Source organism: Xanthomonas sp. NCPPB 901, assembly GCF_056725085.1.
The window spans coordinates 1,404,686-1,423,813 of sequence record NZ_CM161511.1; the positions used below are offsets into that span (position 1 = coordinate 1,404,686).

General features: G+C 70.6%; 15 protein-coding genes. 9 read left to right on the forward strand and 6 right to left on the reverse strand.

The genetic code is table 11. From position 1 onward, the window contains the following. Positions 1 to 42: 42 nt before the first annotated feature. Both otsB and AC1PME_RS05780 read right to left on the reverse strand, forming a co-directional pair. Complete coding sequence (otsB, locus tag AC1PME_RS05775; protein WP_307549147.1) at positions 43 to 795, reverse strand: trehalose-phosphatase; 753 nt, start codon at positions 793 to 795, stop codon at positions 43 to 45. A 163-nt stretch (positions 796 to 958) separates the two neighbouring features. After that, on the reverse strand, positions 959 to 3,397 hold the full coding sequence (locus AC1PME_RS05780) for a TonB-dependent receptor plug domain-containing protein (RefSeq protein WP_307549149.1): 2,439 nt from the start codon (positions 3,395 to 3,397) through the stop codon (positions 959 to 961). 245 nt (positions 3,398 to 3,642) lie between these two features. On the opposite strand from AC1PME_RS05780, the gene AC1PME_RS05785 reads away from it, so the two are divergent. The 4 genes from AC1PME_RS05785 (at position 3,643) to AC1PME_RS05800 (ending at position 7,534) form a co-directional block, all read left to right on the forward strand. Further along, positions 3,643 to 4,122 carry a DUF3574 domain-containing protein gene (locus AC1PME_RS05785; RefSeq protein WP_481097581.1) on the forward strand — a complete coding sequence of 160 codons (480 nt, stop codon included), beginning with the start codon at positions 3,643 to 3,645 and terminating at the stop codon, positions 4,120 to 4,122. Between the two features lie 93 nt (positions 4,123 to 4,215). Beyond that, positions 4,216 to 4,668 carry a GNAT family N-acetyltransferase gene (locus AC1PME_RS05790; protein ID WP_481097582.1) on the forward strand — a complete coding sequence of 151 codons (453 nt, stop codon included), beginning with the start codon at positions 4,216 to 4,218 and terminating at the stop codon, positions 4,666 to 4,668. Positions 4,669 to 4,781: 113 nt separating this feature from the next. Further along, positions 4,782 to 6,380 (forward strand): hypothetical protein, encoded by a 1,599-nt coding sequence (locus AC1PME_RS05795; protein ID WP_481097583.1) that lies wholly within the window; start codon positions 4,782 to 4,784, stop codon positions 6,378 to 6,380. 320 nt (positions 6,381 to 6,700) lie between these two features. Continuing rightward, positions 6,701 to 7,534: a DUF3014 domain-containing protein gene (locus AC1PME_RS05800; RefSeq protein WP_481097584.1), complete on the forward strand. Its 834-nt coding sequence runs from the start codon at positions 6,701 to 6,703 to the stop codon at positions 7,532 to 7,534. Between the two features lie 295 nt (positions 7,535 to 7,829). Here AC1PME_RS05800 and AC1PME_RS05805 read toward each other — a convergent pair whose 3' ends face one another. Beyond that, complete coding sequence (locus AC1PME_RS05805) at positions 7,830 to 8,534, reverse strand: glutathione S-transferase (RefSeq protein ID WP_481097585.1); 705 nt, start codon at positions 8,532 to 8,534, stop codon at positions 7,830 to 7,832. Positions 8,535 to 8,754: 220 nt separating this feature from the next. On the opposite strand from AC1PME_RS05805, the gene clpB reads away from it, so the two are divergent. From clpB to AC1PME_RS05820, 3 genes are all read left to right on the forward strand, one after another. Next, the gene (gene clpB / locus AC1PME_RS05810) at positions 8,755 to 11,340 is read left to right on the forward strand and encodes an ATP-dependent chaperone ClpB (RefSeq protein WP_481097586.1); all 2,586 of its coding nucleotides are present in this window, start codon (positions 8,755 to 8,757) and stop codon (positions 11,338 to 11,340) included. Continuing rightward, the gene (locus tag AC1PME_RS05815) at positions 11,340 to 11,999 is read left to right on the forward strand and encodes an HAD-IA family hydrolase (protein WP_481097587.1); all 660 of its coding nucleotides are present in this window, start codon (positions 11,340 to 11,342) and stop codon (positions 11,997 to 11,999) included. Before clpB ends, AC1PME_RS05815 begins: the two co-directional genes overlap by 1 nt. A gap of 127 nt (positions 12,000 to 12,126) precedes the next feature. Next, positions 12,127 to 13,413 (forward strand): O-acetylhomoserine aminocarboxypropyltransferase/cysteine synthase family protein, encoded by a 1,287-nt coding sequence (locus AC1PME_RS05820; protein WP_481097588.1) that lies wholly within the window; start codon positions 12,127 to 12,129, stop codon positions 13,411 to 13,413. 207 nt (positions 13,414 to 13,620) lie between these two features. Here AC1PME_RS05820 and AC1PME_RS05825 read toward each other — a convergent pair whose 3' ends face one another. After that, positions 13,621 to 14,523 (reverse strand): LysR family transcriptional regulator, encoded by a 903-nt coding sequence (locus AC1PME_RS05825; RefSeq protein ID WP_481097589.1) that lies wholly within the window; start codon positions 14,521 to 14,523, stop codon positions 13,621 to 13,623. Between the two features lie 95 nt (positions 14,524 to 14,618). Between AC1PME_RS05825 and AC1PME_RS05830 the strand changes: the two genes are divergently transcribed. Further along, on the forward strand, positions 14,619 to 16,655 hold the full coding sequence (locus AC1PME_RS05830; protein WP_481097590.1) for an FUSC family protein: 2,037 nt from the start codon (positions 14,619 to 14,621) through the stop codon (positions 16,653 to 16,655). A 1-nt stretch (position 16,656) separates the two neighbouring features. Here the strand turns inward: AC1PME_RS05830 and AC1PME_RS05835 are convergent, their stop codons facing one another. Beyond that, complete coding sequence (locus tag AC1PME_RS05835) at positions 16,657 to 16,905, reverse strand: SDR family oxidoreductase (protein WP_481098077.1); 249 nt, start codon at positions 16,903 to 16,905, stop codon at positions 16,657 to 16,659. 65 nt (positions 16,906 to 16,970) lie between these two features. Beyond that, positions 16,971 to 17,801, reverse strand: a complete 831-nt coding sequence (locus AC1PME_RS05840; protein ID WP_481097591.1) for an AraC family transcriptional regulator — start codon at positions 17,799 to 17,801, stop codon at positions 16,971 to 16,973. Positions 17,802 to 17,830: 29 nt separating this feature from the next. Here AC1PME_RS05840 and AC1PME_RS05845 point away from each other — a divergent pair, with 29 nt between their 5' ends. After that, positions 17,831 to 19,081, forward strand: coding sequence for an MFS transporter (locus AC1PME_RS05845; RefSeq protein ID WP_481097592.1), 1,251 nt, complete (start codon positions 17,831 to 17,833; stop codon positions 19,079 to 19,081). Positions 19,082 to 19,128: the final 47 nt, after the last annotated feature.

A 19,128-nucleotide genomic window follows, 5' to 3' on the forward strand; every position in this document is an offset into this window, starting at 1 on the left:
GCGGCGGTCATGGGGTGGGCGCGGAGGGGCGCGGCGGTGTCCTCATCCGGCGTTATCGCGCAGCCAGGCGTGTACGCCGCGTGGATCGGGCAGCGCATAGGTGGCGGCGCTGTCGGCGCGGGTGCCGACCAGCACGCTCCAGCCACCGGCCTGGTTGGCCGCGGCGAAGCCGAATTCGTCGGTGAGATCGTCGCCGACGAACACCGGGCGGCGGCCGCGGAACGGCGGCTGCTGCAGCAGCGTGGTCAGCGCCACGCCCTTGTCGCTGCCTTCGGGCACGAACTCGACCACGTGGTCGCCGGGCTGCAGCCGGTAGCCGGGCAGGTCGCCGATCTGGGCATGGGCGAACGCCAGCACCGCCTCGCCCGCGCCCGGCGCCGCGCGCCAGTGCAGGGCCAGGCTGGCGCCCTTGTCCTCGACCAGGACGCCCGGATGCGCCTGGTGCAGGTGCGCGGCGCGCGCATGCAGCGCATGCAGCCACGCCGAGGTGTCGGCGGGCATCGCCGCTTGCGCGTCGGCGTCGCTGCGCAGCTCGTGGCCGTGCAGGCCGGCGGCGGGCAGCCGCAGCGGCGCGAACAAGCGATCCAGCTGCGCCAGCGGACGTCCGCTGACCAGCGCCACCGCGCCACCGAGGCGCTGGTGCAGGCGGCCGACCGCCTCACGCACCTCGGGCAGCAACTGCACCTGGTCGGGGCGTTCGGCAAAGGCGATGAGGGTGCCGTCCACGTCCAGGAACAATGCGCAGGCATCGTCCAGGCGCGGCGGCGGCGGTCGGAGGGGGAGCGCGTCTGCCATTTGTTCATGATGAACGAGACAGCGTTAGCGCCAGGTGGATTGGTGGGGGGCCGGGAAACGGGAATGGGGAAACGGGAATGGGAGGAGCAAAAGCGGGGCCTGCGCGCGCTGCTGTTGCTTTTACCCATTCCCGATTCCCGACTCCCCAATCCCGGCACCTTCGTCAGAAGGTGTACCGCACCCGCCCATAGTAGTAAGCGCCATTGCTGCCGATCGGCGACAGCACGTCGTAGGGCAGGTTGCCGAAGTAGGCGATGTCCGGCTTGGAGCGGTCGGCGTAGGCGTCGGTGAGGTTCTGCCCGCCCACGGCCACGCTCCACTGCGGGGTGAGGTGGTATTCGACCTCGGCGTCTAGTTGCCACTTGGCGCTGTAGGTCTGCTGCGGGGCGAAGCCGTCGCCGAAGTCGAACACGCGGGTGGCGCTGCCGTAGCGGGTCACCCGGGTCTGCAGCGACCAGCGCGCGTCGCTCCAGTTCGCCGCCAGCTGCGCGCGGGTGCGCGGTGCCGCGTCGGTCAGGGTGTTGCGCTCCTCCACGCCGAACAGCACGTAGTCCGGATTCAGCGCCAGCAACTGCGCCGGCGTGGCCACCACGTTCTCCAGTTCGGTCTTGGCGTAGCTCCAGGTGCCGGTCAGCTGCAACTGGCCGTCGCCCAGCGCCTGCCGCCAGTTGCTGACCAGTTCGGCGCCGCGGGTGCGGGTGTCGGCGGCGTTGACGAAGAAGCTGGCGCTCTGCAGGCCAGTGATGCCGAAGCGTTGCGCGACGAAGTCGGTCAGGGCGTCGCCGTCGATGCTTTCCGACAGCGCGATGCGCTTGTCGATGTCGATCTGGAACAGGTCCAGCGACAGGTCGAAGTGGCTGCCGACGCGGCTGGTGAAGCCCAGGCTGTAGTTGCGCGACTTCTCCGGCTGCAGCGAACGGGCGCCCAGCGCCTGCGCGATCGGGTTGTCGACCGAGAGCAGGCGGCCCTGCAGCAGCTGGCCATTGGCGTTGTAGCCGGTGGAGCTGGCTTCGTAGCCGATCTGGCTCAACGACGGCGCGCGGAAGTTGTTGGAGATGGCGCCGCGCAGAGCGAACGCCGGGACGAACTCGTAGCGCGCGGCCAGCTTGCCGGTCAGTTCGCCGCCGAAGTCCTGGTAGTGCTCGTAGCGCGCGGCCAGGTCGGTGGAGAACTTGTCGCCGAACTGGCTGGACAGGCTGGCGTAGAGGCTGGCGACGTTGCGCGACAGGTCGGCCGCATCCTGCGGGGTCAGGCCGCCGCCGGCCTGGGCGCCGGTGGGGCGGTCGGTGTAGGGACCGGCGGCGTAGCTGGCCGGGTCGCCCGGACGGGTGCGGTAGTGCTCGCGGCGCAGCTCCACGCCGGTGCCCAGGGTGTGGGTGGCGCCGGCGGCGTCGAAGCCGCGGCTCAGGTCGAGGTTGGCCACGCCCTGTTCGAAGGCGTAGTCGCCGGTCTTGAAGCGGGTGGGACTGCCCGGGCCCAACGAGGCGTTGAGCGAGTGCTTGAGCCGGTAGGTGAAGTCGTTGCGGCCGTAGTCGAGGCTGGCGTCGTAGGCCCATTCGCCCCACTGCCCGCGCGCGCCGAGCACCGCCTGCAGGTCGCGGTTCTCGCCCAGCGACACCGGGCGGTAGCCCTGTGGATACACCTGGGTCCAGTTGGCGCTGCCGTCGGGGTAGCGGAAGTAGTTGTCGCCCTGCGTGTCGCGCTGGTTGTAGGTGCCGAAGGCATAGACCTCGCTGCCCTGGCCGAACGGCAGCTTGCCGTTGAGCCAGGCGTTGAGGTCCTTGCTGGCGCCGTCGCCGAGCGCGTAGTTGCGCTTGCCGGCCAGGGCCAGGTTGGCCGGGGTCTGTTCCTCGAACGAGGGGATCTGGTCGAAGCCGGCGCGGTTGGTGGCCTCGTGGTTCTTCAGTTCCAGGCCGACCTTGAAGAAGCCGCCGTCCTCGCCCAGGCGCGTGCCGACCTTGCCGCTGGCATAGCCGGTCTGGCCGTCGGTGAGGGTGCGGTGGATCGGCTTGACGTCGGTGTGGTTGGCGCCGTAGCTGGCTTCCAGCGCGCCGCTGTCCGGATCGTCGTCAAGGATCACGTTGATCACCCCGGCCACCGCGTCGGAGCCGTACTGCGCGCCGGCACCATCGCGCAGCACCTCGATGCGCTTGATGGCGCTGATCGGAATGGCGTTGAAGTCCACCGGGGTGGTGCCCTTGCCGATCTTGCTGTCGGTGTTGACCAGCGCCGAGGTGTGGCGGCGCTTGCCGTTGACCAGCACCAGCACCTGGTCCGGCGAGAGTCCGCGCAACTGCGCGGCGCGCACGTGGTCGGCACCGCCGGAGTTGGACTGGCGCGGGAAGTTGAACGAGGGCAGCAGCGCCTGCAGCGCGCTGCCGAGTTCGCCGTTGACCACGCCGGCCTTGCGGATGTCCTCGGCGCTGAGCACGTCCACCGGCGCGGTGGATTCGAGCACGGTGCGGCCGCTGGCGCGGGTACCGGTCACGATCACCGTGTCCAGATTGGTCGCGGCGGCCGGGGCGGCGTCCTGGGCGAAGGCGGGGGCCGCCAGGGCCAGGGCGATGGCCAGGCTCAACGGCCTGACGAACGGGGACGACATGGGGGGTTCTCTCCTGAAACGAAGACCATCAAGACCGGCCGCGCCGGCCATGGCCGCGACTGGGGTCGGTAAAGGTTGCTGCATCCATCCGGATGAAGCGATATATTAGCCTGACGTTAAGGCGATGTGCGAGCCGCGTGTTCGGTGCTGTGGGGCATGAACTCATGCCCGGCGGTTATCCGGTGCCGGTCCGCGCCTGACCTACGATCGCGTGTTCCCTTCCCCTTCCGACCGAGACCCTGCCGATGCTGCTGCGTGCCCCGTTGATCGCCGTCCTCCTGGCCCTGAGCGCCTGCGCCAGCGTCGCGCCGTCTGCGTCGTCCGCGCCGAGCAAGGTCAGCGCCACGCTGCAGGGCGATGCCGCGCGTCCGGCGCAGGCCAGCGGCTGGGTGCGCAGCGAGCTGTATTTCGGTGTGGGCGAGGAGAGCGGCCCGGCCGACCGCCCGCAGGCCGAGCCGATCAGCGAGGCGCGCTGGCGCGCGTTCCTGGACAAGGAGGTCACGCCGCGCTTTCCCGATGGCCTGACCGTGTTCGATGCCTACGGGCAGTGGCTGTTCCGCGGCGCCAAGGAGCCGAACCGGCTCAACACCAAGGTGCTGGTGATCCTGCACGAGGACACCCCGCCGCGCCGCGCCGACATCGAGGCGATCCGCCTGGCGTGGAAGCAGGCCACCGGCCACCAGTCGGTGCTGTGGGCGCGGCAGGCGGTGGACGTGTCGTTCTGACGGCGGGGATTCGGCAATGGGGATGACCAGCCGTTCGGCTGTGGAAAGCCGGGATTCGCAAGCGCGGGGGCTGCGGTGAGTGCCGCGCCGTTGGTGATCCGACCGGGGGAGCTGGACGACCCCGCGGTGCGGGGATTGTTGGAGTACCACCTGCAGCAGATGCATGCGCAGTCGCCGCCGGGGAGCGTGTACGCGCTGGACCTGTCCGGTCTGCGGCATCCGCGGATCCAGTTGTGGAGCGTGTGGCGCGACGAGGCGCTGGTCGCGGTCGGCGCGTTGCGGACGCTGGACGATGGCGGCGGCGAACTGAAGTCGATGCGCACGCATCCGGCGTTCCTGCGCCAGGGCGCGGCCGCGGCGCTGCTCGAACACCTGATCGCGGTCGCCCGCGCCGAGGGCCTGCAGCGGCTGAGCCTGGAGACCGGCAGCGGCGCGGCGTTCGAGGCGGCGCTGGCGCTGTACCGCCGGCACGGCTTCCGCAACGGACCGGCGTTCGGCGACTACGTGCCGAGCGCGTTCAACCAGTTTCTGCACCTGCCGCTGTAGCCGCCGCGGCGCGCCATGCGCCGCGGCCGGAAAACGGCATCTTGCGCGTGCGCCGGTCCGCCGGCGCCACTTGCGCTTACCATCCCTCGACCCCCCACGCCGCCACTGCCCGCATGTCCAGTCCCGCTCCCGTTTCGCCGCGCCCGCGCTGGTTCGTCGCCGGCGACCTCAACGGCTTCTTCGGCCTGGTGGTCGATAACCTGTCGATCCTCGGCTTCATCACCCTGGCCCTGGTCGGCCTCTTCCAGTTCCCCGCCGAGGTGATCTACACCCGGATGATTCCGGGCACCGCGTTCGGCGTGCTGGTCGGCAACCTGCTGTACACCTGGATGGCGCGGCGGCTGGCCGCGCGCAGCGGGCGCAGCGACGTCACCGCGATGCCGCTGGGCCTGGACGCGCCGACCAGCATCGGCATGGCCCTGCTGGTGCTCGGCCCGGCGTTCGTGCGCTACAAGCAGCAGGGCCTGGACCCGCAGGCCGCGGCGCTGGCCACCTGGCACCTGGGCATGGCCGCGCTGGTGGTGATGGGCGCGCTGAAGACCGTGCTGTCGTTCTTCGGCGACGCGGTCACCCGCGCCTTGCCGCGCGCCGCGCTGCTGGGCTCCATCGCCGGCATCGCCATCGTGCTGATGGGCTTCCTGCCGCTGCTGGAGACGCTGCGCACGCCGCTGGTCGGGCTGGTGGTGCTGGGCCTGCTGCTGTACGTGCTGATCGCCAAGGGCCGGCTGCCGTGGCGCCTGCCCGGGGTGCCGCTGGCGCTGGCGCTGGGCACCGGCCTGTACTACTGGGCCAATGCGGCCGGCTTCGGCATTCCCGGCCACCAGACGCCGCAGTGGATCGCGCCGCAGCTGGTGCTGCCGTGGCCGAGCCTGGGTTTCGTCGCCGGCCTGGCCGACACCGTGCCGCTGCTGCCGCTGCTGTTGCCGTTCGGCCTGCTGATGGTGGTCGGCGGCATCAACGTCAGCGAAAGCGCGCGCGCCGCCGGCGACGACTACCGCACCCGCGACATCCTGCTGGTCGAGGCCGGCGCGACCCTGATCGCCGGCGTCTGCGGCGGCGTCGCCCAGACCACGCCGTACATCGGCCAGCCGGCCTACAAGCACATGGGCGCGCGCAGCGGCTACACCTTGCTCACCGGCCTGTTCATCGGCCTGGGCGGCATGCTCGGCCTGGTCGCCGGCCTGGTGCAGTGGCTGCCGATGGCGGTGCTGGCGCCGATCATCGTCTACGTCGCCATCGACATCACCACCCAGGCGTTCCAGGCCACGCCCAAGCGCCACGCCGGGGCGATGGTGCTGGGCTTCCTGCCGTCGGTGGCCTACCTGCTGGCGATCAAGGCGCCGGGCTGGATCGCCCCGGACCAGCTGGCCAAACTCACCACCACCCTCGACGGCCACGGCCTGCCGGAGCTGGCGGTGATCCTGACCCTGGGCAACGGCTTCATCATCACCGCGATGCTGTGGATCGCCACGGTGGCGGCGATGGTCGACGGCCGCCTGCGCCGCGCCGCCGTGTGCCTGCTGGTGGCGGCCGGGCTGACCCTGTTCGGGCTGATCCACTCGGTCGATCCGCGCGGCGGCCTCTACCTGCCGTGGACGCTGAGCGGCGTGCCCAAGCTGATCGCCTGGCAGTTCGTCGGCGGCTACCTGGTGCTGGCCGCGCTGCTCGGCCTGCTGTCGCTGCAGAAGCCGCGGGCGGTGCTGGTGGAGTGAGCGCGCTGCGGCGCGCTTGCCGCCCTGCGTGCGCTGGCAGTGCGGCCACAGCTGGATCGCACGGCGGCCGTGGTCGCCGCGCTGCTGGCGCGCACCGCCACCGTCCGCTGGACATCGCCTCGACGCGGCGCTGCTCGCGGCGCGACGTTTAGGCCCGCGGCCCGCGACACCCTGGCGCACCGAGGCGTGCTGGCGTTGACGGTGCCCTGGGTGATGTGCGCCGGTGATGTGCGCCGAGACTGAACGCCGGCCATCCCGCGCTGGAACCGGCGGGTGCCTTGGCGGTCACACCTCCATTGTCCGATGGAGATGTGCATCCCATGCAGCCGCGTCACTCGTTCTGGCCGTGGATCCTGGTCGCCGTGCTGGTGGCCGCCGCCGCGGCCTGGTTGTTCCGCGACAACATCGCCGCGCTGTGGCCCGCTGCGGCACCGGCGCCTGCCGCGGTCGCACCTGCGCCTGCCGCGACCCCGCCTGCGGCGCCTGACGCGCCCGCCGCGGCCACGGCGCCACCGCCGATCCAGCACCCGATTAATCCCGCGGAAGCCGCCGATGCGGCGATTCCGGCGCTGGCTGCCAGCGACGATGCGGCCTGGGCGGCGCTGAGCGCGCTGGCCGGCGGCGATGCGCCGCTGGCGCTGCTGGTGCGCGACCACCTGATCCAGCGTCTGGTGACCATGGTCGACAACCTGACCCAGCACCGCGTCACCTCGCGTGCGCTGGCGCTCAAGCAGGTGCCGGGCGAGTTGCAGGTGAGCACCGATGCCAGCGGCGCCAGCGTCATCGCCGACGCCAACGCACAGCGCTATGCGCCCTACGTGGAGGCGTTCACCCGCGCCGATCCGGGCACCGCGGTGGCGGCCTATCGGCGCTTCTATCCGCTGTTCCAGCAGGCCTACGTGGAACTGGGCTATCCGCAGGGCTACTTCAACGACCGCCTGGTGCAGGTGATCGACCACCTGCTGCAGACCCCGACGCCGACCGCGCCGCTGGCGGTGGAGATCGATCCGGCGCGCGGCAAGTACCGTTTCGTCGACCCGGCGCTGGAATCGCTGTCGATCGGACAGAAGGCGCTGCTGCGCATGGGCCCGACCCAGGCCGCGGCGGTGAAGGCGCAGTTGCGCGCCGTGCGCGAGGCGCTGACGCGGACCTGAGCGATGCGGCAGGCCGTCAGCGCGCGCCGCACGGTGCGGCCGCGTCTGCCGGGTCTGCCGGTGTTTTCGTAGGAGCGGCTTCAGCCGCGACAGGCGTTCCCGATGATGCCTGTCGCGGCTGAAACCGCTCCTACGGGAAAGCGTGCGCATCCACGCCCGATGATGCGCCCTTGTGGGAGGGACTTCAGTCCCGACGCGCTACACCATCCCTGTCTTTGCCAAGTGGGCTATCGCCACTGCCGCGCGGCTGTCTTCCAACGGACGCGGCAGGCCGACGCCGGACGTCCAGCCCCGCTCACCCATCCAGCTCGGGGTAATGCCGGAAGATGCCGTTCTCGTTGAACGGCAGGCGCCGCGGCGAGCCCAGGTAGGCAGCGATGGCCGGGCGCTCGCACACACGCTGCTGCAGGGCGCGCAGCCGCGGCAGTTTCGGCGACAGTTTTTTCATCGCCTGCGGGAAGGCGTAGTCCAGCCCGCTCATCAGCTGGAACAGCGACAGGTCCACGTAGGAATGCTCGCGCAGCGCGTGGCGCCCGCCGCCCTGGTCCAACACCTGTTCGAAATAGCCCAGGAACTTCGGCAGCCTGTGCTTGCGCAGGTCCTCGGCGCGCCGCTGCGCTTCGGCCTTCTGGTCTTCGTAGTACAACCCGCTGGCGATCGGGTGGTGGCTGTCATGCACCTCGGCGACCATGTCGGCGATGGTCAGTTGCAGTTGCAGCGCCTGCAGCCGCCGCGCCTCGCTGTCCGGCACCAGGCCCAGCGGCGGGCCGAGGTAATGCAGGATGTTGGCAACCTGGGCGATCACCAGCCGGCCGGCCTTGAGGAATGGCGGTGCGAATGGCCGCGCGCCGGCATGGGCGCCATCGAGGAAGGGCTGCATCGCCGCGTCGCCCTGCTCGCGGGCGACGTCGCGATAGCCGGCGCCGGCGTCCTCCAGCGCCAGCCGCACGAACTCGCCGCGGCCCTGGATGCCGGTCCAGTAGTACAGCTCATAGTGCATGGCGGCTCCTGCGCGTTGGGAACTATCCGCCGAGAGTAGCCGGGGTTCCGGTAGCGGTGTGTGACCGTCGGCGGTCAGCTTGCGGCGTGCGACACACCGCGTCGCGGCGGCCTTGCGAACCGTATACGGATGTGCTCGGCGGCCTTGAAACAGGGGCGGCCAGCCGCATTTCGTTGGGATGCCGGCGCAGCCGGCCCTTAATCCCTCAGAGGACTTCCCGATGCGGATGGACAAGCTCACCTCGCGGTTCCAGCAGGCGCTGGCCGACGCGCAGTCGTTGGCCGTGGGCCGCGACCACACCATCATCGAGCCGGTGCACGTGTTCGTCGCGCTGCTCGACCAGGCCGGCGGCAGCACCCGGCCGTTGCTGGCGCAGGCCGGCGTCAATGTGCCGGTGCTGCGCGAGCGGTTGAGCGAGGCGCTGGAGAAGCTGCCCAAGGTCAGCGGCCAGCCCGGCAACCTGTCGATGGGCAACGACCTCAGCCGCCTGCTCAACCAGACCGACAAGCTGGCGCAGCAGCACAACGACCAGTTCATCGCCAGCGAGTGGTTCGTGCTGGCCGCCGTCGACGACGCCGGCCCGTTGGGCCTGGCGCTGCGCGCCGCCGGCGCCGACAAGAAGAAGCTCGAGGCGGCCATCGACAAGTTGCGCGGCGGCGAGACCGTGCAATCGGAGAACGCCGAGGAACAGCGCCAGGCGCTGGAGAAGTACACCATCGACCTCACCGCACGCGCCGAGAGCGGCAAGCTCGATCCGGTGATCGGCCGCGACGAGGAGATCCGCCGCACCGTGCAGGTGCTGCAGCGGCGTACCAAGAACAACCCGGTGCTGATCGGCGAGCCCGGCGTCGGCAAGACCGCCATCGTCGAAGGCCTGGCCCAGCGCATCGTCAACGGCGAGGTGCCGGAAGGCCTGCGCGGCAAGCGCGTGCTGTCGCTGGACATGGGCGCGCTGATCGCCGGCGCCAAGTTCCGCGGCGAGTTCGAGGAGCGGCTCAAGGGCGTACTCAACGACCTGGCCAAGAACGAAGGCCAGATCATCCTGTTCATCGACGAACTGCACACCATGGTCGGCGCCGGCAAGGCCGACGGCGCCATGGACGCGGGCAACATGCTCAAGCCGGCGCTGGCGCGCGGCGAACTGCACTGCATCGGCGCCACCACCCTGGACGAGTACCGCAAGTACATCGAGAAGGACGCCGCGCTGGAGCGGCGCTTCCAGAAGGTGTTCGTGGGCGAGCCGTCGGTGGAGGACACCATCGCCATCCTGCGCGGGCTCAAGGAGCGCTATGCGGTGCACCACGGCGTGGAGATCACCGACCCGGCGATCGTCGCCGCGGCCACGCTGTCCCACCGCTACATCACCGACCGCCAGCTGCCGGACAAGGCCATCGACCTGATGGACGAGGCCGCCAGCCGCATCCGCATGGAGATCGACTCCAAGCCGGAGGAACTGGACCGCCTGGAGCGGCGCCTGATCCAGCTCAAGATCCAGCGCGAGATGCTGAAGAAGGAGAAGGACGAGGCCTCGCGGCAGCGCCTGGCCGACCTGGAAAGCGACATCGACAAGCTCGAGCGCGAGTTCTCCGACCTGGAGGAGGTGTGGAAGTCGGAGAAGGCGGCGCTGCAGGGCGCGACCAAGATCAAGGAGCAGATCGAGCAGGCGCGGGTCGAGCTGGAGGCGGCGCAGCGGCGTCAGGACTACGCCAAGATGAGCGAGATCCAGTATGGCCTGTTGCCGAATCTGGAGAAGCAGCTTGCCGCGGCCAACGAAGCCGAACAGCACGACTTCAAGCTGGTGCAGGACCGCGTGACCGCCGAGGAGATCGCCGAGGTGGTGTCGCGCTGGACCGGCATCCCGGTCAGCAAGATGCTCGAGGGCGAGCGCGACAAGCTGCTGCGCATGGAAGAAGAACTGCACCAGCGCGTGGTCGGCCAGGAAGAGGCGATCAAGGTGGTGTCCGACGCGGTGCGCCGCTCGCGCGCCGGCCTGTCCGATCCGGACCGGCCCAGCGGCTCGTTCCTGTTCCTGGGCCCCACCGGCGTCGGCAAGACCGAGCTGTGCAAGGCGCTGGCCGAGTTCCTGTTCGACAGCAGCGACGCGATGATCCGCATCGACATGAGCGAGTTCATGGAGAAGCATTCGGTCTCGCGGCTGATCGGCGCGCCGCCGGGCTACGTCGGCTACGAGGAAGGCGGCTACCTCACCGAGGCGGTGCGGCGCCGGCCGTACTCGCTGATCCTGCTCGACGAGGTCGAGAAGGCGCACAGCGACGTGTTCAACATCCTGCTGCAGGTGCTCGACGACGGCCGCCTCACCGACGGCCAGGGCCGCACCGTGGACTTCCGCAACACCGTCATCGTGATGACCTCCAATCTGGGCTCGCACCAGATCCAGGAGCTGAGCGGCGACGGCAGCGCCGAGGCCTACACGCAGATGAAGGCGGCGGTGATGGGCGTGGTGCAGGCGCATTTCCGCCCGGAGTTCATCAACCGCCTGGACGACATCGTGGTGTTCCATCCGCTGGACAAGGCGCAGATCAAGGCGATCGCGCGCATCCAGCTGCACGGCCTGGAGAAGCGCCTGGCCGAGCGCGGGCTGAAGATCGAGCTGAGCGACCGCGCGCTGGAGCTGCTGGGCAACGTCGGCTTCGACCCGGTGTACGGTGCGCGTCCGCTCAAGCGCGCGATCCAGGCGCAACTGGAGAACCCGCTGGCGCAGCAGATCCTGTCCGGGCACTTCCTCAGCGGCGACACCATCAAGGTCGACGCCGAAGGCGGCCGCCTGGTGTTCGAAAAGGCCTGATGCGTCGCACCGCGCAGGCGCCGCAGGCGCGTCCCGCGGCGTCTGCGGCACGCGCCCTGCTGGTGGACATGGATGGCGTGCTGCGGCTGTGGCCCGACGACGACGCGGCGCTGGAGCGCGCACACGGCGTGCCGCCGGGCAGCCTGCGCGCGCTGGCGTTCGCGCCGGCGCTGCTGGAGCCGGCGATCCGCGGGGCGAGCAGCGACGCGCAGTGGCTGGCCGAGGTGGCCGCGCGCATCGCCGCGCTGGCGCCCGAGGCGGACGCCACTGCGCTGGTCGCCGCATGGTCCGCGCCGACGGCGGCGCGCCTCAACCAGCCCGTGCTGGCGCTGCTGCGGGACGTGCGCCAGCGCCTGCCCGTGGTGTTGCTGAGCAACGCCACGTCGCGTCTGTCGCGCGATCTGCAGGCGCTCGGTATCGCCGACGCGTTCGATGCAGTGGTGAATTCGAGCGAGGTCGGCGCGATCAAGCCGGAACCGGCGATCTTCCTGCACGCGTTGGCACAGCTCGGGATGGCCGCGGACGAGGTGCTGTTCGTCGATGACAGTGCCGCCCATGTCGAGGCCGCGCGCGCCTTGGGGCTGCGCGCCGAGCGCTACGTGGACGCCGAGGCATTGCGCGACTGGTTGCTCGCTCAGGGTGCGCTCGGCGAGGGCTGAGGCCCGGATGCGGCCGCCGCATCGGCCGCGGCGCTGACAACCCCAGGGCATGGCCTGATAACCGCAGGTTCGCATGCGCGGTTGCGCGCAGCGCTATCGTCTGCGCTCCCGTTGCCGAGAGCCGCCCATGTCCGACCCGAACTGGAAGCTGGAAACCATCGCCGTGCACGGCGGCTATCGCCCCGATCCGACCACCCGCGCGGTGGCGGTGCCGATCTACCAGACCGTGGCCTACGCGTTCGACGACACCCAGCACGGCGCCGACCTGTTCGACCTGAAGGTGCAGGGCAACATCTACAGCCGCATCATGAACCCCACCACCGACGTGCTGGAGCAGCGCATCGCCGCGCTGGAAGGCGGCATCGGCGCGCTGGCGGTGGCCTCCGGGCAGGCGGCGGTGACCTACGCCATCCAGACCATCGCCGAGGCCGGCGACAACATCGTCTCCTCCAGCGCACTGTACGGCGGCACCTACAACCTGTTCGCGCATACGTTGCCGCTGTCCGGGATCCAGACCCGCTTCGCCGACTACCGCGATCCCGGCGCGTTCGCCGGGCTGATCGACGAACGCACCAAGGCGGTCTTCGTCGAGTCGATCGGCAATCCGCGCGGCAACGTCACCGATCTTGAGGCGGTCGCCGCCATCGCCCACGCCCACGGCGTGCCGCTGATCGTCGACAACACCGTGCCCACGCCGTACCTGCTGCGGCCGTTCGAGTACGGCGCCGACATCGTGGTGCATTCGCTGACCAAGTACCTGGGCGGCCACGGCACCAGCCTGGGCGGGGCGATCGTCGATTCCGGGCGCTTCCCGTGGGCGGCGCACGCGCAGCGCTTCCGCCGCCTCAACGAGCCGGACGTGAGCTACCACGGCGTGGTCTACACCGAGGCGCTGGGCGAGGCCGCCTACATCGGCCGCGCGCGGGTGGTGCCGCTGCGCAACACCGGTGCGGCGCTGTCGCCGTTCAACGCCTTCCAGATCCTGCAGGGCATCGAGACGCTGCCGCTGCGCATGGACCGGATCAACCAGAACGCGCTGGCGCTGGCGCGGCATCTGCAGGGCGAAGCCAAGGTGGAGTGGGTCAACTACGCCGGCCTGCCGGACCATCCCGAGCACACGCTGGCGCAGAAGTACCTGCGCGGACACGGCTCCGGCGTGCTGACCTTCGGCCTGCGCGGCGGCCGCGCCGCCGGCGCGCGCTTCCTCGACGCGCTGCAGCTGTTCACCCGCCTGGTCAACATCGGCGACGCCAAGTCGCTGGCCACCCACCCGGCGTCCACCACGCACCGCCAGCTCTCGCCCGAGGAACTGCAGCGCAGCGGCGTCAGCGAGGACACGGTGCGGCTGTCGGTGGGCATCGAGCACATCGACGACCTGCTCGCCGACCTGCAGCAGGCGCTGGCGCAGGCCTGACGCGAGGCAGCATCACCGCGATGGAGGCTTCTGCAGCACTGCTTCTGAGGCTGCAGGGCACCTCCAATAACCTGAGGAAGTGTCCTGTAGGAGCGGCTTCAGCCGCGACGGCGCGTTCCCGGAAACGCCCGTCGCGGCTGAAGCCGTTCCGACCGGGCAACGCGCCGCCGGCTGATGGTGCCTGACGCAGGTGATGGGAGGTGCCTTTCAGTCGGACACGCGCCAATCGGCGAAGATCTCCAGCAGGAAGTCGACGAAGGCGCGGACCTTGCGTTCCTGGGTGGCGCGACGCGGATAGAGCGCGCTGATCTCCAGATCCGGCCAGCGCTGCCAGCCTGGCAGCAGGTGCACCAACTGGCCCTGGTCCAGCCGCGACTGGACCAATGGCTGGGAGAGCAGGGCAATGCCGGCCCCTTGGGCGACCTGGCGGATCACCGTGGTCGATTCGTTTGAAATCAGCACCGGACGCAGGGTCATCTCGACCGATTCGCCGGTGCTGTGCCGCAACGCCCAGACCACGAGCGGGGCATCCGCGCCGACCGCGAGCACGGCGTGGCCGAGGAGGTCTTTGGGGTGGACAGGCGTGCCGGCACGGGCCAGGTAATCGGGGCTGCTCACCAGGATGGCGCGTGAGGCGCCCAACGGCCGCGCGACGTAGCTGGCGTGGGGCGGCGGCCCGACATGGACCGCAACGTCCAGGCCATGGCTGAGCAGGTCCAGCGGCTGATCGTCGTAGGTCAGCGCCAGTTGCACGCCTGGATGGCGCTGGCGGAATCGCGCCAGCTGCGGCTCCAGCACCAGCAGGCCCAACGCATAGGGGGCAAGCACGCGCAGGGTGCCGCACGCCTGAGCGCGAAGGTCGCGCGCGGCCTGCACGGCATCCTGCAGGATCTGCTCGGCCTCCACGCAGCGGGCATAGAAAGCGCGCCCGGCCTCGGACACCGTCAGCCGCCGGGTCGTGCGGTGGAGGAGCTGCACGCCCAATGCCTGTTCCAGCGCCTTGATGCGACGGCTGACGCTGGTCAACGGCACGCGCGCCTGGCGCGCGGCGGCGGTCAGGCTGCCGTGTTCGACCACGCGCAGGAACAAGCGCACGTTGTCGAAGTCCACGCCGCCAGTGCGTCCGTTTTCTCCCGTTTCTGGAAAGAGTCTATTCATCTGCGGGCGCATTATGCTGAAAACCGTCTGCTCGTACGATGACGGCCATGCGCCTGCCCTGCTTCGACCCGGTGTCGATGGTCCGACTACGTCCTTCTCCCGATGTCTGGTTCGCGCTTCGGACCACGGCCGCCGCGCTGCTGGCGCTTGCCATCGCGCTGCTCTGTTCGATGGAAGACCCCAAGTGGGCGGCGATGACGGTCTTCATCGTGGCCCAGGCCGACCGCGGCATGAGCGTGGTCAAGGCGCGCAACCGCATCGTGGGCACGCTGGTGGGGGCCAGCATGGCCGTGGTGCTGATGGGCCTGTTCGGCCAGGCGCCGCCGTTGTTCATGATCGCGCTGGCGCTGTGGCTGGGCGCCTGCACCGGCCTGGCCAGCGTCGTCTCGGCCTTCCGCAGCTATGGCGTGGTGCTGGCCGGCTACACGGCGGTGATCGTGGGCATGTCTTCCACCGCCCATCCGCAGCAGGTGTTCGATATCGCCGTGGCGCGTGCGACCGAGATCCTGCTGGGCATTGCGGTCGAAGGCGTCATGGCGTCGATCTTCTCGCCGGCGTCGCCGCGCCCGGCACTGGAGCTACGACTGGAGGCCTATCTGCGCCAGGGCAGTGCGCTGGCCGCGCGCCTGCTGCGCGGCGAGGCGACGGGCACGCAGATCCATGGCTTCTTCGCCAGCGCGTTGGCGCTCAACGACGCGGTCGACTATGCCGCCGCGCGCTCGCGCGAGATCGCGCGGCTGGGCGGCCGCCTGCGTCACATCAGTTACCTGATGCTGGCGCAGCTGGTGGCGGCGCAATCGTGCCGGGTCGGCCTGGACGGACGCGCGCCTTCGCGTGCGCTACGCGGCGTGCACGACCTGTTGGTCCAGCGCGCCGAGGGCCGGCCGCCTGATGACGAAGCACTGGCCGCCGCGCTGGGGCGGCTCGATCGGCGCCATCGCCGCCTGCGCCGGCTGTGCCTGTATCGGCGCGACGCCTTCGACCGTGCCTTCGCGCTGGAACACGCGCGCACCCTCGTGCGCGACTTGCAGGCAAGCCAGCAGGAACAGGCGGCATTCGAACAGGGCCAGCCGTCGCGCCGCCGCTTTGCCACGCGCCGTCATCGGGACCTGTACGAGGCGGTGTACAACGGAGCGCGCGCCTTCCTGGCGATGGGGGCGGCGTCGCTGTTCTGGGTCTACAGCGGCTGGAGCGCCGGTTCGGGCATGGTGACCATCGTCGGCGTGGTGTGCGCGCTGTACGCGACCCGGCCCGATCCGGTGTCCGGCAGTCTCGGCTTCCTCAAGGGCGCCGGGTTGGCGGCGCTGGCCGCCTTCGTGTGCATCGTCTGGCTGCTGCCGTGGGTGGAGGATTTCGCCGGGCTGGCGGTGGTGCTGGCGCCGTTCCTGATCCTGGCTGGGCTGGCGATGCGACGGCCGTCGACGGCCGCGCTGGGCGCCAGCGGCTCGATCTTCTTCATCGATCTGCTGGGGCCGCTCAACGGCAGCAATACCGGCGTGGTGCAACTGTTCAATGGCGCGCTGACGCTCTTGCTGGGAATCGGCATCGGCGTGCTGATGTTCACCGTGCTGCTGCCCAGTGGCGCCGAGCGTTACCTGCGCCGGCTGCGGCGTTCGGTCGATGCCGATCTCGCGGTGATCGCGCTGCATCCGCGGCGCATGCAACGACGGGCATGGTTCGGTCTGATGGCCGACCGCATGCGCGCGCGCCTGGGCCTGGCCGCCGCGCTGCCGGAGGCGGCGCTGCAGCGCGATCTGGCTGCGTTGCTCGGCGCGCTGGGCGTAGGTGGCGACGCGCTTGCGCTGGCGCGGACCGATGCCACGCCGGGACCCCGGGTGCGTGCGGTGCTGCGCCGGCTTGCGCGCGGCGACCTGCCCGGCGTGGCCCAGCAGGCCATGCGCGCGGCGCGCCATCATGCCGGCGTGGCCGGCGATCGCCAGGACGCGCAGGCCCAGGTGCACTGGCGCACGGCGATGGTGCTGTGGGACATGGCGCTTTGCGCGCGCGAGTACCTCCAGGCCGGCTCTGAAGAACGCGTGCGACTGCAGGCGCCACTGACGCCCTCGGCGCCGCTGCAGTCCTGAGCTAGGCCCACGATTCGATCGACCAGCCGGGCTGCACCGAGCAGGTCGGTTGCTGCGGCCGCGCGGGCGTTCGGACCTGCGCGAACCCGCCGTCCACGATCACCTCGCTGCCGGTCATGCAGCCGCTCTCGTCCGCGGCCAGGAACAGCGCCGTCGCCGCGACTTCTTCCGCGCGCCCGATGCGGCCCAGCGGCACCTGCGCGGTCATGCCCGCGACGATCGCCTCCTGCTGGTCCGTGCCGGACAGCACCAGGTCCAACCCGGGCGTGGTGGCTGCGCGGTCGATGCGCTGCCTCCGCCGCAGCACGGGCGCCGCTAGCGGAAGAACTGGCTCGGCGGCTGCCCGAACTGGCGCTTGAACATGGCGGTGAACGCACTGGGGCTGTCGTAGCCCAGGTCCACCGCCACGTCGATGATGCGGTCGCCGGCGGCCAGCCGCTCCAGCCCGCGCAGCAGGCGCAGTTGCTGCCGCCACTGGCCGAAGCGCATCTGCAGTTCGCGCTGGCACAGGCGCTGGATGGTCTTGACGTCCACGCCCAGTTGCGCGGCCCAGGCGTGCAGGGTGGTGGGGTCGGCCGGGTCGGTATCGAGCGCGGCGGCGATCCGCAGCAGGCGCGGATCGTGCGGCTGCGGCAGGTACAGCGGCAGCGCCGGCAGCGCGTGCAGTTCGTCCAGGATCAGCCGCATCAGCCGCCCGTCGCGCGAGTCGGCGGCATGGTCCCAGGGGATCTCGGCGGCGCTGCGGATCAGCGCTTCCAGCAGCGGTTCCACCGCCACCACCGCCGGCGTGTCGGGCATGCCGGCGATCGCGTCGGGGCGGATGTACAGGCTGCGCATGCGCAGGATGCCGATCCAGCGCACGCTGTGTTCGGTGCCCGCCGGCATCCACAGCGCGCGCGTGCTCGGCACCACCCAGTGGCCCTGGCCCGAGCGCACCACCATCAGCCCGGACACCGCGTAGACCAGTTGGTGGCGGGCGTGGCGATGCGGGGCGATGGCGCTGTCGCCGGGGTAGTCGGTGGCCTTGCACACCACGTCGGCCAGCGCGTCGTCGACGTTGCGGGACGCTGGCGGCAGCGATGTGCCCTTTTCGCGATAGGGGATGGTCACGTCGCGCAGGAAGGTCGGATGCCGGAAGCCTACCATGCGCCCATTCCCGCGTTGCCCGTTCCGCCATGTCCACTCTGCGCCCCGCCGCATCCGCCACCACGCCCGCTTCCGCCCCGGTCGCCAGCCCCGCCGCACCACGCACGCTCGTCGCCGGGGTGCTCGCGGCGATCACGTCCTCGCACCTGATCAACGACATGGTGCAGTCGCTGATCCTGGCGCTGTATCCGGTGCTCAAGGGCGAGTTCCACCTGAGTTTCGCCCAGGTCGGGATGATCACCCTGACCGGCCAGATCACCGCCTCGCTGTTCCAGCCGCTGATCGGGCTACGCACCGATCGCCGCCCGGCGCCGTACTCGCTGTCGCTGGGCATGGCCTCCAGCCTGTGCGGGCTGTTGCTGCTGGCCTATGCGCCGAACTTCTGGATGGTGCTGCTGGCCGCGGCGCTGGTCGGGGTCGGTTCGGCGGTGTTCCATCCGGAATCCTCGCGCATCGCGCGGCTGGCCTCGGGCGGCCGTCATGGGCTGGCGCAATCGGTGTTCCAGGTCGGTGGCAACACCGGCAGCGCGCTGGGGCCGCTGATCGCCGCGGCGGTGATCGTGCCCAACGGCCGCCACAGCGTGGCCTGGTTCGGCGCGGCGGCGTTGCTCGGCATCGCCCTGCTGTCCTACGTCGGCCGCTGGTACGCGCTGCACCTGCAGGCGCAGCGCGTGGCACCGCGGGCGCCGGTGGCGGTGGCGCCGTTGCCGCGCGCCACCGCGCTGCGCATCGTCGTGGTGCTGCTGGTGCTGATCTTCTCCAAGTACTTCTACATCGCCGGACTCAGCAGTTACTACACGCTGTACCTGATCCAGCGTTTCGGCGTGTCGGTGCAGAGCGCGCAGTTGCATCTGTTCGCCTTCCTGGCCGCCGCGGCGGTCGGCACGTTGATCGGTGGCCCGGTCGGCGACCGCATCGGCCGCAAGCCGGTGATCTGGGTGTCGATCCTGGGCGTGGCGCCGTTCGCGCTGGCGTTGCCGCACGTGGGCCTGACCGCGGCCACCGTGCTGACCGTGCTGATCGGCCTGGTGCTGTCCTCGGCGTTCTCGGCGATCCTGGTGTACGCGCAGGAAATGATGCCCGGGCGCATCGGCACGATTTCCGGGCTGTTCTTCGGTTTCGCCTTCGGCATGGGCGGGCTGGGCGCGGCGGTGCTGGGCCTGCTCGCCGACCGCCACGGCATCGTCTTCGTGTACCAACTGATGTCGTTCCTGCCGCTGCTGGGCGTCGTCGCGGCGCTGTTGCCGAGCCGGCGGCCGGGCGCCGCCGCGGCGCACTAGCGCGACCGCGCGCGGCCGGCCTCGGCCGACGCGGACAGCTTGGCGAA

Bases quoted from the DNA above. Each gene is read 5' to 3' on its own strand.
- otsB (WP_307549147.1), bottom strand. From the start codon at position 795: ATGGCAGACGCGCTCCCCCTCCGACCGCCGCCGCCGCGCCTGGACGAT.
- AC1PME_RS05845 (WP_481097592.1), top strand. From the start codon at position 17,831: ATGTCCACTCTGCGCCCCGCCGCATCCGCCACCACGCCCGCTTCCGCC.
- AC1PME_RS05820 (WP_481097588.1), top strand. From the start codon at position 12,127: ATGTCCGACCCGAACTGGAAGCTGGAAACCATCGCCGTGCACGGCGGC.
- AC1PME_RS05800 (WP_481097584.1), top strand. From the start codon at position 6,701: ATGCAGCCGCGTCACTCGTTCTGGCCGTGGATCCTGGTCGCCGTGCTG.
- AC1PME_RS05830 (WP_481097590.1), top strand. From the start codon at position 14,619: ATGCGCCTGCCCTGCTTCGACCCGGTGTCGATGGTCCGACTACGTCCT.
- AC1PME_RS05805 (WP_481097585.1), bottom strand. From the start codon at position 8,534: ATGCACTATGAGCTGTACTACTGGACCGGCATCCAGGGCCGCGGCGAG.
- AC1PME_RS05795 (WP_481097583.1), top strand. From the start codon at position 4,782: ATGTCCAGTCCCGCTCCCGTTTCGCCGCGCCCGCGCTGGTTCGTCGCC.
- clpB (WP_481097586.1), top strand. From the start codon at position 8,755: ATGCGGATGGACAAGCTCACCTCGCGGTTCCAGCAGGCGCTGGCCGAC.
- AC1PME_RS05840 (WP_481097591.1), bottom strand. From the start codon at position 17,801: ATGGTAGGCTTCCGGCATCCGACCTTCCTGCGCGACGTGACCATCCCC.
- AC1PME_RS05815 (WP_481097587.1), top strand. From the start codon at position 11,340: ATGCGTCGCACCGCGCAGGCGCCGCAGGCGCGTCCCGCGGCGTCTGCG.
- AC1PME_RS05785 (WP_481097581.1), top strand. From the start codon at position 3,643: ATGCTGCTGCGTGCCCCGTTGATCGCCGTCCTCCTGGCCCTGAGCGCC.
- AC1PME_RS05780 (WP_307549149.1), bottom strand. From the start codon at position 3,397: ATGTCGTCCCCGTTCGTCAGGCCGTTGAGCCTGGCCATCGCCCTGGCC.